The sequence below is a fragment of the Streptomyces changanensis genome (genome assembly GCF_024600715.1).
Lineage (GTDB): Bacteria > Actinomycetota > Actinomycetes > Streptomycetales > Streptomycetaceae > Streptomyces > Streptomyces changanensis.
Map to the genome: position 1 here is coordinate 5514684 of NZ_CP102332.1, position 14491 is coordinate 5529174.

Genomic DNA, 14491 nt, shown 5'->3' on the forward strand with positions numbered 1-14491 from the left:
CCCAGGGCCTCCCGACCCCGGGCCGTCGGGCCCGGAGGATGCGTGAGACTGCCGAGACCTCCGGGACCGCTGGGACCCCCGGGGCGCTGGAGACCGCCGGGCCCCCGGGACCGTCGGGACCACTGCGAGCGCCGAAACCGCCCCCGGTCCCGCCCGAACCGTCCGGACCTCCGGACCTCCGGACCCACCAGCAACACCCGGGCCCGAGCCGCCCGGAACCGGCCCCCTGGGCCCGGCCCGGGCCGCCTCGCCCCGGACCGTACGCCCCGAGCCGCCCGCCCCGCCCCGCCCCGAGCCGCCCGCCCCGCCCCGGCCCGGTCGGCCGATCCGGGGCGTACGTCACCCCGCGCGCCCGCCGCGCCGCAGCTGCCACACGAAGTACGGCGTGCCGATGAGCGCCGCCAGCAACCCCGAGGGGATCTCCGCCGGGGCGATCGCCGTCCGGCCCACCGTGTCGGCGGCGATCATCAGCGCCGCGCCCAGCAGCGCCGCCGTGGGCAGCAGCCGGTGCGTCCGCGAACCGACCAGCATCCGCGCCGCGTGCGGCGCGACCAGGCCGACGAACGCCACCGTCCCCACCACCGCCACCGCGCACGCCGCCAGCGCCACCGCGAGGGCCAGCACCGCCAGCCGGGTGCGCTCCAGCGGCAAGCCCAGCGTGCGGGGCGTGTCCTCGCCCAGCGCCAGCAGGTCCAGCCGGCGGAAGGCCAGCACCACCAACGGCACGCCCGCCACCACCGCCACCACCAGCACCGACAGGTCCGTCGTGTCCCGCGCGTACGTCGACCCCGACAGCCACGTCAGGGCCTGCGCCACCTGGAAACGCGCCCCCACCACCAGGTAGTTGGTGGCGGCCGTCGTCAGCGCGAACGTGCCGATGCCGACCAGCACCAACCGCTCCGGCGCCACCGAACCCTTCCGCAGCGACAGCCCGTACGTCAGCGCGAACGCCGCCGTACCGCCCAGGAGCGCCGCGACGGGTAGCGCCGCGTACGGCACCGACGGCAGCGCCACCAGCACCAGCGCCGCACCGAACCCGGCGCCACCGCTGACGCCCATCACGGTCAGGTCGGCCAGCGGGTTGCGCGACACCGTCTGCACGATGCCGCCCGCCACCGCCAGCAGCGCCCCGGCGAGCGCCGCCACCAGCAGGCGCGGCAGCCGGTACTCCAGCACCACCCCGCCCAGCAGTTCGTCACCGCCGCCCGCCAGCAGCCGGGGCAGCTCGGCGAGCGGGACGGAGATGTCGCCGAGGACCAGCCCGCCGGCCAGCAGCGCGCACACCGCCGCCACCCCGCCGACCAGCAACGCCGGGTACGGCAGCCGCCGCCCGCGCCGCCCCGGCATCACGGTGCCGGGCGCGGCCGGCTCCGCCGGCAGGCGGCGGGCCAGCCACAGGAACAGCGGCGCGCCGAACAGCGCGGTCACCACGCCGGCCGGGACCTCGTTGCCGGTGGGCGACGTCACCCGCGCCAGCAGGTCCGCCCCCAGCAGCAGCGTCGCGCCCCACACGGCGGACGCCGGCAGCAGCGCCGCGTGCCGCCGCACCCCGGCGAACCGCACGAGGTGCGGCGCGGCCAGGCCGACGAAGCCGATCGGGCCCGTCACCGCGACCGCGCACGCCGTGAGCAGCACCGACAGCAGCACCGCCGTCAGCCGTACCCGCCCCACGTGCACGCCGAGGCCCCGCGCCGTCTCGTCGCCCGTCCCGAGGATGTCGAGCGTCCTCGCCAGCAGCAACCCGCCCAGCAGCCCGGCCGCGAGCAGCGGCAGCACCGTCACCGACCGGCCGCTGTCGGCGACCGCGAGGGAGCCGTGGCCCCAGAAGAACACCGCCCCGGTCTCCTCCTGGAACAACACCACCAGCACCGCCGTGACGCTCGACAGGGCGAGCGTCACGGACACCCCGGCCAGCACCAGGTGCGCCGGACGGCCCCGCGACCCGCCGGCCACGGTGTGCACGAGCGCGGCGGCCAGCAGACCGCCCACGAACGCCACCCCGCCGCGCGGCAGGTCGCCCAGCGAGAAGCCGGTGATCGCGCTGACGGCCACCGCCAGGTACGCGCCGGCCGTCACTCCCAGCGTGTCCGGTGACGCCAGCGGATTGCGCACCGACGACTGCAGCAGGCACCCCGCCACCGCCAGCGACGCCCCGGCCACCAGCCCGGCCAGCGTGCGCGGCAGCCGCCCGCCGAGCAGCACCGACCGGGCGTCGGCGTCGCCGCCGCCCAGCAGCACCCGCAGCAGGTCCCCCAGCCCCACGCCGCTGCGGCCGTGGCCCAGGTGGGCCACCGTCACCAGCAGCAGCGCGAGCACCCCGCCCAGCACGATCGCGGCCGGCCCGGCCGGGAGGCGGCGCGCCCTCCCGGCCGGGCCCGGCACCGCGGTCCTCACCGGACGCGTCGCGATCCCGGTCATGAAGTGAGCGCGTCCGCGATCTCGTCGGCCACCTGACCGGTGGAGAACGGCCCGCCGAAGAACCACGTGCCCGGGTCGAGGGCGTGGACCCGCTTGCCCTTGGCGAAGTCCAGGCTCTGCCACAGCGCGTTCTTCGGCAGCGAGCCGGTGAAGACGTCGTCGTCCTTCGCGGCGACGTACACCAGGCTGGACTTCTCCACCGGCTTCAGGCCCTCGATGTCGACCTTGCTCATGCCGTACGCGTCGGCCTTGCCCGACCACGCGTTCTTCAGGCCGAGGCGCGGCAGCAGGCCGCCCGGGATGGTGGAGTCGGTGAGGACCTCCACCACGGCGGCGCCGTCCGTGGTGTAGCCGCGGGCGACGGTCACCGCGGAGCCGCCCTTGCCGGCGTCGGCGAGCTTGCGCTTCGCGGCGTCGACCTTCGCGTCGAGGTCCTTGAGCGCCTGGTCCGCCGCGTCGGCCTTGCCGACCGCCGTGCCGATCTTCTTCAGCGTCGCCCGCATCTCCTCGTACTCGCTGTCCGTGGCGTACGGGTCGAACATCAGCGTCGGCGCGATCTTGTTGAGCTGCTCGTAGTTGGCCTCGGAGCGCACCTTGGACGTGATGATCAGGTCCGGCTTCAGCACCTTGATCGTCTCCAGGCTGGGCGCCTGCCGGGTGCCGACGTCCTTGACGTCCTTTCCGAAGCGCGGGCCGCCGGTGACCCACTGGCCGTAGCCCTTCACGTCGGCCACACCGGCCGGGGACACCCCGAGGGCCAGCAGGTCCTCGGCGTACGTCCACTCCAGCGCGACGACCTTCGCCGCCGGCCTGTCCAGTGTGGTGGAGCCCTTGAGGTGGGTGACGGTGACGGCGCCGCCGTCCTTCCCGCCGCCGCTGCCCTTCGTCGGTGACCCGCCACCCGCCTCCTCGGCGGCGGAGCCGCAGCCGACGGCGGTGACGGCGAGCGCCGCGGCGGCGAGGAGGGCGGTCAGGGTGATCCGTGCGGCCCGTGGTGGTGTGCGCATGAGCGAGGTTCCTTTGCTCGTTCGGGTGGTGCGGTTCCGTGGTGCGGTGGGTCTCAGGTGGCCGCCGCCGCCGATGGCTCGCGCCAGGTCGGCAGACAGGTCGGCACACCCGTGTGGGGGTCGTGGGTGACGGTCGTGTCGATGCCGAAGGCGGTGCGGACGGTGTCCTCCGTCAGCGCCTCGGCGGGCGTGCCGGAGGCCACGATGCGGCCCCCCGCGAGCACGACCATCGCGTCGGAGAACGCGGCGGCCTGGTTCAGGTCGTGCAGCACCACCGCCACGGTGATGCCGTGCTCGTCCGCCAGCCGCCGCACGAGCCGCAGCACCTCGATCTGGTATCGGATGTCGAGGTACGTCGTCGGCTCGTCGAGCAGCAGCAGACCGGTGCGCTGGGCCAGCGCCATGGCGATCCACGCCCGCTGCCGCTCGCCGCCGGACAGCCGGTCCAGGGTGCGTTCGGCGAACGGGCGCAGGTTCGTGGCGTCCAGCGCCCACGCGACGGCCTCGCGGTCCTCCCGGCCCGCGCCGCGCGCCAGCAGGCCCTGGTGGGGGTGGCGCCCGTAGGAGACCAGCTCCTCGACCGTCACCCCGGCCGGCTCGATCGGCGACTGCGTCAAAAAGCTCAGCTTGCGCGCCAGCTCCCGCGGCCGGTAGGCGGCGAGGTCCCGCCCGTCCAGGACGATCCGCCCCCCGTCCGGGGTGTGCAGCCGGGCCAGCGCCCGCAGCAGGGTGGACTTGCCGGAGCCGTTGGGCCCCACGAGCGCGGTGACCTCGCCGGGGGCCAGGGCGACGGCGATGCTCCGCGCGACGGGCTCGCCCCCGTGGCCGAGGGTGAGCTCCGACGCGCTGATCTCGATGCTCATGACAGCGGGTTGGGGACGGTGCCGTTCGGGCGCAGCGCGTGGCGCAGCGCCCGGTCGACGTAGCGGGTGACGACGAGCCGGTCGGTGTTGAACGGGTAGCGGGGGAACTCCTCCGCGAGCATGTCGTAGGCGGCGAACCGCTCCGCCTTCTCCGGGAACCGCTTCTGGTACGACACGACCGCCTGCCGCACCAGCCGCCAGAACCGCTCCTCCGCCACGCCCAGCTGCTCGGCGACGAGCGGCGCCAGGTACCGGAAGTGGCCCAGCAGCAACTGGTCCACCACGTGCTGGCGGATGACGACCGGGTCCTTGCGCGGCAGGACGTGGTCGTAGCCGTCCGGCTCGGGGCCGCGCTCGGGCACCGGGGTGTGCGAGACGGACACGTCGTCGACGAAGTCCTTGAGGAACAGCCGGCACGGCACGTCGTTCCCGTCGTACCCGATCAGGGTGTTCTGGCCGTGCGGGTTGAAGGTGATGCCGTACGTGTACATCACGTGCAGCACCGGGTGCATCACCGTCTCGAACAGCCGCGACAGCCACTCCTCGGCCGGCAGCCCGGAGGCGCGGGCGAGCTCCGCCGCGAACGACGTGCCGTGCTCGTCGACGTACAGCAGCGACGCGAACGTCCGCACCCGCTCGCCCTCGTCCCGCCGCGACGACACCGACTCGCGCCAGATGCAGCCGAGCGTCTCCAGGTGCTGGTACGGCACGTCCGCCACCCGGTCCAGGTACGGGTGGCGGACCGTCACCGACGCCACCTCGCCGAGGAACACCGTGCGCAGCTCGTCGCGCAGCAGCGGGTCCTTGCCGAGCAGGCCCGTGAGCCACTGCGTGGTCAGCGGCGCGCCCTGGGTGCAGTGCGGCGGGATGCCGCGCCAGATCAGCGTGTTGACGATGCGCAGGGGGAGCTTGACGTCCCAGCGGCCGCGCTCCGACACGTTCGTCATCGTCCGCACCGACTGCTGCGGCAGGTACGCGTCGGCGCTCTCACCGAGCGGGACGATCCGCCGCTGGGCGATCTCGCCCGCGAACAGCACCTGCACGGCGTGGTCCCACTGCCAGGGGTGGACGGGCATCCACACGTACGCGTCCGGGTCGCCGCCCGCCGCCTCGATCCGCGCGCGGAACGCGGCGACGGTCTCCTCGTCCAACTCGTGCTCCAGGACCGCCCGCTCGCTCAGTTCCGGCGTGCCGCGGAACTCCGCCAGGCCCCGGTGCACGGCGATCCACCGCAGCGCCACCGCCCGCCCCGACTCCGGCGCGTACGCCCGCACGTCCGTCGCGGAGAAGCCGATGCGGCCCTTGTTGGCCACGAGCGTCGGGTGGCCCGTCATGGCGGACTCCAGCTCGGCGTGGTCCAGTGCGCGCAGCTCGGCCGCGGTCCGCCCGCCGTGCTCGATGCGCGCGGCGTCCACGGCGAGGGTCGCCGACACCTCGGTGAGGTACATGGCCAGGGTCGGCGGGTCGGTCCCGATCGTCCCCGCGCAGTCGACCAGGAACTGCTGCGCGTCCCAGGCGGGCGTGGCGATCTCGTTGCCGAGCAGCCCTGCGGCGCCGCGCGTGACGGAGGAACCGTCCACGCGCCAGGAGCCCAAGGCGCCCCGGGCCGCGGAGAAGACGTACGAGACCCCGCTGTCCAGGTCGACGCGGAAGCGGCCCTCCGTCTCCAGCTCCAGGGGCTTGACCAGCTCCTCGAACGCGAACTCGGAGAGCGTCTTGGCGAGGAGTCTGCGGTTCGCCTCCCGCCACGCGTCCGGCGACACGTCGGCGAGGTCGGGGACGGGGTGGCCGTCAGTCATACGGGCTGTGCCTTTCTCGTGAGGACGCCGGTTCTTCTTCCGGCCCTTGTGCTGCTCCGTTCCGCGGCGCTTCATGCGGCGGTCCCTTCCTCCTCGACGGCCCGCCCGGCCCGGACGACCGCGTCGAGCAGGTCGTCCACGTCGGTCGTGCGGGCCTGCGGGTTGAGCAGCGTCAGCTTCAGGTGGACGGTGCGGCGGCCGTCGTCCTGCGCCACGTCCGTCCGGCCGACCAGCGCGTGGCCGGTGCGCAGCAGACGGCGGCGCAGGGCGCCGTTGACGGCGTCGGACGCGGCCGGGTCGCGGGTGGCGTACCGGAAGACGACCGTGGAGAGCGTCGCCCCGGCCGTCAGCACGAGCGCCGGGTGCGCCGCCACCGCCCGCTCGGCGTGCCGGGCCAGGTCGTGGCAGGCGTCGAGCATCCCGCCGACGCCGTCGGTGCCCAGCGCCAGGAACGTCGCCGCGACCTTCAGCGCGTCCGCGCGGCGGGTCGTCTGGAGCGACAGGCCGAGCAGCCCGTCGTACCCGGCCTCGCCGTCGTCGTCCGGGTTGAGGTAGGCCACCCGCAGCCCCGTCGACGACGTGAAGTCGGCCGCGTCGCGGGCGAGCAGGACACTGGCCGCGGCCGGCTGCCAGGCCGTCTTGTGCAGGTCGAGGGTGACCGTGTCGGCCTCCTCGATCCCGGCGAGCAGCGGCCGCAGCCGGTCGGAGAAGAGGGCGCCGCAGCCGTACGCCGCGTCGACGTGCAGCCGTACACCGTGCTCCCGGGCCACCGCGGCGACCTCGTGGAGCGGGTCGACGGAACCGTAGTCGGTGGTCCCCGCCGTGGCGACGACCGCGACCGGCAGCCGCGTCCCGGGGTCCACACCGCGCAGCGCCGCGTCCAGCGCCTCGGGGCGCATCCGGTGCCGCCGGTCGACGGGCACGGTCCGCACGGCCTCCTCGCCCAGCCCGAGCACCGCGCAGGCCCGGGCGACGGAGAAGTGGGCCAGCTCGGAGCAGAGGACGAGCGGCGCGAGACCGAACCCGGTCAGCCCGCCGCTGCGCACGTCGCGGACCTTCGCGGCGGCGGCGTCGCGGGCGATGAGCAGGGCCTGGAGGTTCGAGGCGCTGCCGCCGGGCGTGAGCACGCCGCCCGACTCGGGCCCGTACCCGGCCAGTCGGCACAGCCCCTTCACCAGCCGCCGTTCGATCTCGACGGCGTACGGGCCCGAGTCCCAGGTGTCGACGGACGCGTTGAAGATCCCGGCGAGGACGTCGGCGGCGGCGGCGACGGCCAGCGACGGCGGCTGGAGGTGGGCTGCGGCGCGCGGGTCGGCGAGGTCCACGGTGGTCTCCGCGCAGGCCCGGGCGAGGGCCAGCACGGCGTCGCGGCCCGCGCCGGCGCGCGGCACGACCCCATGGGGGAACTGCTCGTCGACCAGCCGGGTCAGCTCCTCCGGGCTCATCGCGGGCAACGGTCCGCCGCGGCGGCGCAGCCCGGCGGCGGCCTCCCGGGCGATGTCGCGCACGAGGCGGCCCAGCTCGGCGAGGCCGGCGGGGGAGGCCGCGAGCAGGTCGGGTTCGAGCAGCGGCGAGGGCCCGGACGCGGGCCCGGGTATCGGGTCGGACAGGGCACTACCGGGCATCGTCATGGCAGGTCATTCCTGTAGTCCCGGACGGGGGGCGGGCAGGGGCGTGAAGGGTCAGGGGCGTGCGGCGGGCACCGACCCGGGCGCGGCGGCGGGGCCGGTCCCCGGCGCGGCGGCCGGAGCCTGGGCCGTGGGGGGTGGCTGGACCATGGGGGTCGTGGGAGCCGGCGGCAGGGGCGCGGCGGCCAGGGGAGGGCGGGCCGCCCCCGGGCGGGGGCGTGGCGGTCGGCGGGCCGCCCTCCGGCCGGACCCGCGCGGCCGCACCGGCCGCCGCACCGGTGGCGGCGCCGGCGGCGGGGACCACCGGGCCGGGGGCCCGCCGCTGCTGCGGCAGCACGGCGGGTGCCGTCTCGGCGGCCGGCACGGCGGGCGGCGCGGGCGGGGCCGTGCCCACCCGTTCCGCCCCGGGTGACACCTGCCCACCGGCGGCGGACGGCACCGTGGCCGGCGGCGTCACCGCGGACGCGACGGCGGCGGACGGAACCGCCGCAGCCGCGGCGGTGGACCGGCCCCCGCCCGGGGCCGCGACGGCGAGGACGCACAGCAACGCGCCGCAGACCGGCAGCGGGGCCCACAGTGCCGCGGACGCCGCCGCGGTGGCGACCATGGGCGCGAGCAGCAGGCCGGCCGTCTGACCCATGGCGACGACGCTGTACGCCGCCCCCGACCCGCTCGCCCGTATCACCCGCTCGTCCAGGGCGACCTGCCCCAACGCCAGCCCGGCGCCGAACACCAGCCGCGCCACCGCCAGCCACCCGGGGTCGGTGACCGCCGCCTGCGCGGTCAGGCCCGCCGCGGCGACGAGCATCCCGTACCGCAGCAGCGGCCGCCCGCCCAGCCGGGCCCGCAGCCGGCCGGCCACGGGCAGCAGCGCCAGCACCGCCAGGTGCGGCAGCACGAACAGCAGCGTCGCCGTGCCCGCCGACGCGCCGGCGTCCGTCACGTACTCGGTGAAGTACGGCCGCGCCGCGTACACCGCGACCGCCGTCAGCAGCACGTACCCGGCCAGCCGCCACACGTCGCCCCCCGCGGGCGCCGCGGGGCCGGCGGCGCCCGTCGGGCCGGCCGCCGGCCGCAGCAGCCGCAGGCACGCCACCAGCAGCACCGCCTCCACCACGGCCAGCAGCGGCAGCGCGGTGCGCGGGTCGGGCACGGACACGACCAGGCCGCCCAGCAGCGTCGCGGCGACCGACGCCGCGTGCAGCACGGCCACGTACTGGACCACCCCGGGCAGCACCCCGCGCGGATGGCTCCGCGCGAGCCCCGGGTAGGCCAGCAGGACGACCGCCTTCGCGGCCACGAGCAGCACGGACACCCCGGTGAACACCGCGTACGACGGAGCCAGCACCAGCGCCGCCGACAGCAGCACCGCGGCGGTCTGGCCCGCCGTCACCAGCCGGGCCAGCGGCACCCGCCGGCACGCCCGCCCCCACAGGGGCAGCGCCACGACCGCCGACACCTGGCACACCACGAGGAACAGCCCCGTCGCGGCCAGCGCCTCCACCCCGTACGCGGCGCGGAACAGCGCCGGGTAGAACGGGGCCAGCGCCGACTGGGTCACCATGTGCAGCCCGGCCGCCGCCAGCAGCACCGGGCGTCCGTGCGCCCCCGTCATGCCGTGCGCTCGCGGACCATGAACGCCGCCCGCTTGCCCGGCAGGTCGATCTGCCGTGCCATGCGGAACCCGGCCCGCTCGAAGGCGCGCAGCGAACGCGCGTTGCGGATGTCCGGCTCGGCGACGACCCGCTCCGCGTACGGATCGGTGCGCAGCTGCCAGTCCGACACGGCCCGCAGCAGCACCGCCCCGAGCCCCCGGCCCCGGTAGGCGGACGGGCCGAGCAGCAGGTGCACGCCCGCGTCGCGCGGCCGCGAGGCGTAATGGTGGCGCAGCGGGTCCAGATCGGCCCGGTACAGCTCCCAGTAGCTCATCGGCGTGCCGTCCACGCACCCGACGTACGGCGTGGAGTGCGAACTGGCCACCTGCTCGCGCAGGTAGGCGGCGACGCGCTCCACCGGCTGCGCCATCTCCCAGAACTCGGCGACCTCCGGGTCGTTCATCCACCCGTGCACCAGCTCGGCGTCGGCGGCCGGGTCGACCGCCCGCAGCGCGAACACGCCCTGCTCCAGCACCGTCTCGGCGATGACGAGCCGCTCGCGCGTCACTTGCGCACCTCCACCACGGGGTTGGGGATGTCCACGTACACCGACTGCGCCTCCAGCGGGCCCGTCAGCTCGTCCATGCCGCGCACCCGCGTCAGCAGGTTCGCCTTGCAGCGCAGCGTCGGCTCCTCCCGCAGCAGCGAGGCGAGGCGCAGCCGGTCGCCGTGCGCGGCGGCGGCGTCCGCGAGGAACCGGTCCGCGTGCCGCAGCAGCCGTTCCTCGTCCGCGAGCCTCTGGGAGCCGAGCGCGCCGGCCAGGCCGAGCAGGTTGTTGATGCCGACGTAGTAGGCGAGCCGCTCGTCGATGACGTCGTCCGCGACGTACGTGCCGAGGTCACGGCCGACACCGGGCACCCAGCCGTACAGGGCGTCGCTGCGGTCGGGGGAGAAGTAGTAGCCCTGGTTGTCGCGGTAGCGGCCGCCGGCCGGCCAACCGTCGCCGTCCACCGTGACCAGGGTGTTCTGCTGGTGCGCCTCCAGCCCGAGACCGTACGTCGCGTACAGCCACAGCACGGGCCCGACGACGCGCTCGGCGTACCGGGCGAACCACTCCTCGCCGACGTCGCCGACCGGCCGGCCGGTGCGCGCGGCGATGGCGTGCACGAGCGACGCCAGCCGGGAGCGGCCGTCGGGCAGGTCGGGGCGGGGCGCGACGAGGCCGGCGACGCACTCGGCCTGGGTCGCCGCGTCCGCGGGGAACGGGTTGGCGCGCACGACCACGTCGAGGCCGGTGTCGCCGCCGTCGGCGGTGGCGTCGACCGCGAGCCACGCCGGGTCGCGGACGATCGCGAACCCGGGGTGCGCGGCGTGCAGCGCCCGGCCGAGGCCGGCGGTGAGGAGCCGGTCGACGGCGAGGCCCCGGTGCAGCTCGGAGCGCATGTTCTCGCGCCGCGAGTTGGTGATCCGCAGGCCCAGGGAGAACTTCAGCATCACGGGCGCGTCGGCCCGGTACAGCGTCCGCACCGACGAGGTCGCCGACCAGGCGGGACCGGACGGTCCGAGGTCGTGCAGCAGCCCGGCGTCCAGCAGGGCGCGGACGGCGGGCCGGTGGACGACGTCCTGCGCCTGCCAGGGGTGGGCGGGGACCAGGACCGTGCCCGACGGGCGCGTGGGGGTGTCGCCCGCGAAGCCGGCGAGGAGTTCCTCGGCGCTCCGGTCGAGCGACGAGTCGGCGCGCACGACCGACGGGTCGGCGGCGAACCAGTGGAGCGGGAAGGCGCCGCGGACCTCGGGCGAGTAGCGGGCGGCCTCGGTGTCGGTGAGCCCCTCGCGGCTCTTCGGCGTCGGGTGCAGCGGGTGCCCGGTGAGGAGGGCCTGTTCGGCGGCGAGGAACGCGGTGGTGCCGGCCGGGTCGGCGGGCGCCTCCCGGCGGACCCGGACGAACTCGGCGACGCGGCGCACCGAGTCGCTGACCCGCCCGGTCAGGTCCGCCACGGAGGCCGGGTCGCCGTCGGCCGCCTCGACGCCCAGGAGCGCGGCGAGCGCGGTGGCCGGGGCGGGTGCCCCGGACGGGAGGCGGGGGGACCCGAAGCGGTGCCAGCCGACCGGCGACCAGTACAGGACGGGCACCTCGATCACCGTGCCCGACGCGGGCAGCTCCAGGCGCAGCACGTCGCCGTCGGGCCGCTCCACTCCGGTCTCCCGCACCCAGCAGCGCAGCAGGTTGTCGACGGCGGCCCGGTCGGCCTCCGTGACGGGGTCCAGGGGTCGGATCTCGCTCATGCGCACTCTTTCTGGTCGTCGGCGGATCGGGGCCGGGTGAGGCCGAAGGTGGTGAACGCGGTCCGCTCCGGCAGCGGGTAGGCGGGCCGCCCGGTGAGGGCGTTGAGGATCACCGCGGAGCGCCAGGCGGCCAGCCCCAGGTCGGGGGTGCCGACGCCGTGCGTGTGCCGCTCGGCGTTCTGCACGAAGACGGCCCCGCCGACCTTGTCGTCGAGGACCAGCCGCTGGTCGCGGCCGACGAGGGGCCGGCCGGCGCCGTCGCGGGAGATGTGCGGGCCGAGCGCTTCCAGCAGCCCGTCGACGGGCCGCTCGGCGTAGCCGGTGGCGAGGACGACGGCGTCGGTGGTCAGCTCGCCCCGGGACCCCTCCTCGGTGTGCTCCAGGGACAGCTCCACCCGGCCGCCGCGCTGTTCGGCGGCCGTGACGGCGACGCCCGGCGTGAGGGTGACGTCGGGCCACCCGCCGGTGAGGGCGCGCCGGTACAGCTCGTCGTGGATGTCGCCGAGGGTGTCCGTGCTGACGCCCTTGTACAGCTGCCACTGCGCCGGCAGCAGCCGGTCGCGGGCGGTCTCGGGCAGGTCGTGGAAGTAGCGGGTGTAGTCGGGCGTGAAGTGCTCCAGGCCCAGTTTGCTGTACTCCATCGGTGCGAAGGCCGGGGTCCGGGCGAGCCACGTCAGCCCCTCCCGCCCGTGGGGGCGGGCCCGCAGCAGGTCGAGCAGCACCTCGGCCCCGGACTGGCCGGCGCCGACGACGGTGACGTGCCCGGCGGTCAGCAGCCGGTCCCGGTGGGCGAGGTAGTCGGCGGAGTGCAGCACGGGCACGTCCGGGGCGGCGGCCAGGGCGCGCAGCGGCGCGGGGACGTGCGGGGCGGTGCCGACGCCGAGCGCGAGGTGCCGGGCGAGGACCGTGCCGGTGCCGAGGACGGCGCCGTGCCCGTCGACCCGGGTGTACTCCGCCACGTACGCCCGGTGGTCCTCGTCCCAGGTGACGGCGTCGACGCGGTGCCCGAAGCGGCAGGAGGGCAGTTCCTCGCTGACCCAGCGGCAGTAGGCGTCGTACTCGGCGCGCGGTATGTGGAAACGCTCGGCGAAGTAGAACGGGAACAGCCGCTCCTGGGTGCGGATGTAGTTGAGGAACGACCACCGGCTCGTCGGGTCGACGAGGCTCACCAGGTCGGCGAGGAACGGCACCTGGAGCGTCGCTCCCTCGATCAGCAGGCCCGGGTGCCACCGGAACGCGGGCCGCTGGTCGAGGAAGACGGCGTCGAGCCCGGGCACCCCGTCGGCCAGCGCGGCCAGCGACAGGTTGAACGGGCCGACGCCCACGCCGAGCAGGTCGACGGTCCTCGGCTCCTCGGCGGCTTGCTCGGTCGTCATCGCGGTCCTTCCGGTTCCTGTGGGTGCGTGGTGCTGGTGCGGGCGGCGGTGGCGGCGACCAGGTCCAGCAGCCCCGCCAGGTCCTCGCCCGCGGCCCGCGGATGGAGCAGGGTGGCCTTCAGCCACAGCCGCCGCGTGCCGTCCGCGTCCTCGGCGACGGCCCGCCCCACGACGGCGCGGCCCTCGGTGAGGAGCCGGCGGCGTACCTCGGCGACCAGCGCGTCGCCGTCCGCCGGCGCGGCGGCGTCCGCGGCGGTGGGGCGGAACAGCACGGTGCTGATGCCGATGTCGCCGGGTCGGCGGCGCAGCCGCGGATGGGCGTCGACGAGCGCCGCGAACGCGTGGGCGGCGTCGACGCAGTGCTCGACGAGCGCGCCGAGCCCGTCCCGGCCCAGGGCGCGCAGGGTGGCGGCGACCTTCAGCACGTCGGGGCGGCGGGTGGTGCGGATGGAGCGGCCCAGCAGGTCGGGCAGTCCGGCCTCGCCGTCGTCGTCGGCGTTGAGGTAGTCGGCGCGCAGCGCCAGGGGGGCGAGCGCGGCGCCGTCGGCGACGGCGAGGACCCCCGCCGCGACCGGCTGCCAGCCCAGTTTGTGCAGGTCGAAGGTGACGGAGGTGGCGGCGGTCAGCCCGTCGAGGCGGGGCGCGAGCCGCTCGCTGAACAACAGCGGCCCGCCGTACGCGGCGTCGACGTGGAGTTCGGCTCCGTGCCGCGCGGCGACGGACCCCAGCTCGGGGAGGGGGTCCACGAGACCCTCGTCGGTGGTGCCCGCGGTGGCGACGACCAGGGCGGGACCGGTGGTCCGGGCGAGGGCCCGGTCGACGGCGTCCGGGTCGAGCCGCCCGCCGGGGGCGGCCACGGTGACCGGCTCGGGCAGGTCCAGCAGCCAGGCGGCGCGCCGCACGCTGTGGTGGGCGTTGGCGCCGCACACCACCCGCACCGTGGCGGCGCCGGCGGCGCGGGCCCGCTCGCGGGCGAGGAGCAGCGCCACGAGGTTCGACTCGGTGCCGCCGCTGGTGACCAGCGCGTCGGCCGCGGCCCGGCCCGGGTAGACCAGGTCGGCGAGGGCGGCGGTGACGTCCTGCTCCAGCACCGCCGCGGCGGGCGCCTGGTCCCAGGAGTCCATCGAGGGGTTGAGCGCGGCGGCGGCCAGGTCGGCGGCTGCGGCCACCGCCAGGGGCGGGCAGTGCAGATGGGCCGCGCACCACGGGTGGGCCGGGTCGGCCGCGCCCTCGGCCACCGCCCGCACGACGGTCCGCAGGGCCTCCTCGGCGCCGGTGCCCCGCTCGGGCAGGACGGGCGCGCAGGCGGCGCGTAACCGTTCCGCGACCGCGGTCGGGCCGCCGTCGGGCAGCGGCCCGCCCCGCGCGGTGGCGCCGTCGGCGAGCGCGTCGAGCACCACCGAGGTGAGCTTGCCGAGCGCGTACGCCCCGTCGGCGCCGCCCGCGACGGCGAGGTCCACCTCACCGGCCCGGGGTATGCCGGCGACCTCGTCCGCTGGGGAAACGTCCCGGCCGTCCC

10 protein-coding genes are annotated in these 14491 nt (G+C 76.4%); all 10 read right to left on the minus strand.

What is annotated here, in order from left to right; genetic code table 11:
• Positions 1 to 339 precede the first annotated feature (339 nt).
• Entirely contained in the window at positions 340 to 2418 is a 2079-nt protein-coding gene (locus tag NRO40_RS24100; RefSeq protein WP_058944963.1) for an iron ABC transporter permease, read from the minus strand.
• A complete protein-coding gene (locus NRO40_RS24105) occupies positions 2415 to 3425 on the minus strand; it encodes an ABC transporter substrate-binding protein (protein WP_058944964.1) in 1011 nt (336 codons plus the stop codon). Before NRO40_RS24105 ends, NRO40_RS24100 begins: the two co-directional genes overlap by 4 nt.
• 53 nt (positions 3426 to 3478) lie before the next feature.
• Entirely contained in the window at positions 3479 to 4288 is an 810-nt protein-coding gene (locus NRO40_RS24110) for an ABC transporter ATP-binding protein (RefSeq protein ID WP_257375502.1), read from the minus strand.
• The gene (locus NRO40_RS24115; RefSeq protein WP_058944965.1) at positions 4285 to 6087 is read right to left on the minus strand and encodes an IucA/IucC family protein; all 1803 of its coding nucleotides are present in this window, start codon (positions 6085 to 6087) and stop codon (positions 4285 to 4287) included. The genes NRO40_RS24110 and NRO40_RS24115 overlap by 4 nt, the downstream gene beginning before the upstream one ends.
• A 71-nt stretch (positions 6088 to 6158) precedes the next feature.
• Complete coding sequence (locus NRO40_RS24120; RefSeq protein ID WP_198549462.1) at positions 6159 to 7718, minus strand: pyridoxal phosphate-dependent decarboxylase family protein; 1560 nt, start codon at positions 7716 to 7718, stop codon at positions 6159 to 6161.
• A complete protein-coding gene (locus tag NRO40_RS24125) occupies positions 7702 to 9330 on the minus strand; it encodes an MFS transporter (RefSeq protein WP_257375503.1) in 1629 nt (542 codons plus the stop codon). The genes NRO40_RS24120 and NRO40_RS24125 overlap by 17 nt, the downstream gene beginning before the upstream one ends.
• On the minus strand, positions 9327 to 9878 hold the full coding sequence (locus NRO40_RS24130) for a GNAT family N-acetyltransferase (protein WP_058940260.1): 552 nt from the start codon (positions 9876 to 9878) through the stop codon (positions 9327 to 9329). Before NRO40_RS24130 ends, NRO40_RS24125 begins: the two co-directional genes overlap by 4 nt.
• The gene (locus NRO40_RS24135; RefSeq protein ID WP_058940281.1) at positions 9875 to 11596 is read right to left on the minus strand and encodes an IucA/IucC family protein; all 1722 of its coding nucleotides are present in this window, start codon (positions 11594 to 11596) and stop codon (positions 9875 to 9877) included. Before NRO40_RS24135 ends, NRO40_RS24130 begins: the two co-directional genes overlap by 4 nt.
• On the minus strand, positions 11593 to 12972 hold the full coding sequence (locus NRO40_RS24140) for a lysine N(6)-hydroxylase/L-ornithine N(5)-oxygenase family protein (RefSeq protein WP_058940259.1): 1380 nt from the start codon (positions 12970 to 12972) through the stop codon (positions 11593 to 11595). The genes NRO40_RS24135 and NRO40_RS24140 overlap by 4 nt, the downstream gene beginning before the upstream one ends.
• Complete coding sequence (locus NRO40_RS24145) at positions 12969 to 14450, minus strand: pyridoxal phosphate-dependent decarboxylase family protein (protein ID WP_058940280.1); 1482 nt, start codon at positions 14448 to 14450, stop codon at positions 12969 to 12971. The genes NRO40_RS24140 and NRO40_RS24145 overlap by 4 nt, the downstream gene beginning before the upstream one ends.
• Positions 14451 to 14491: the final 41 nt, after the last annotated feature.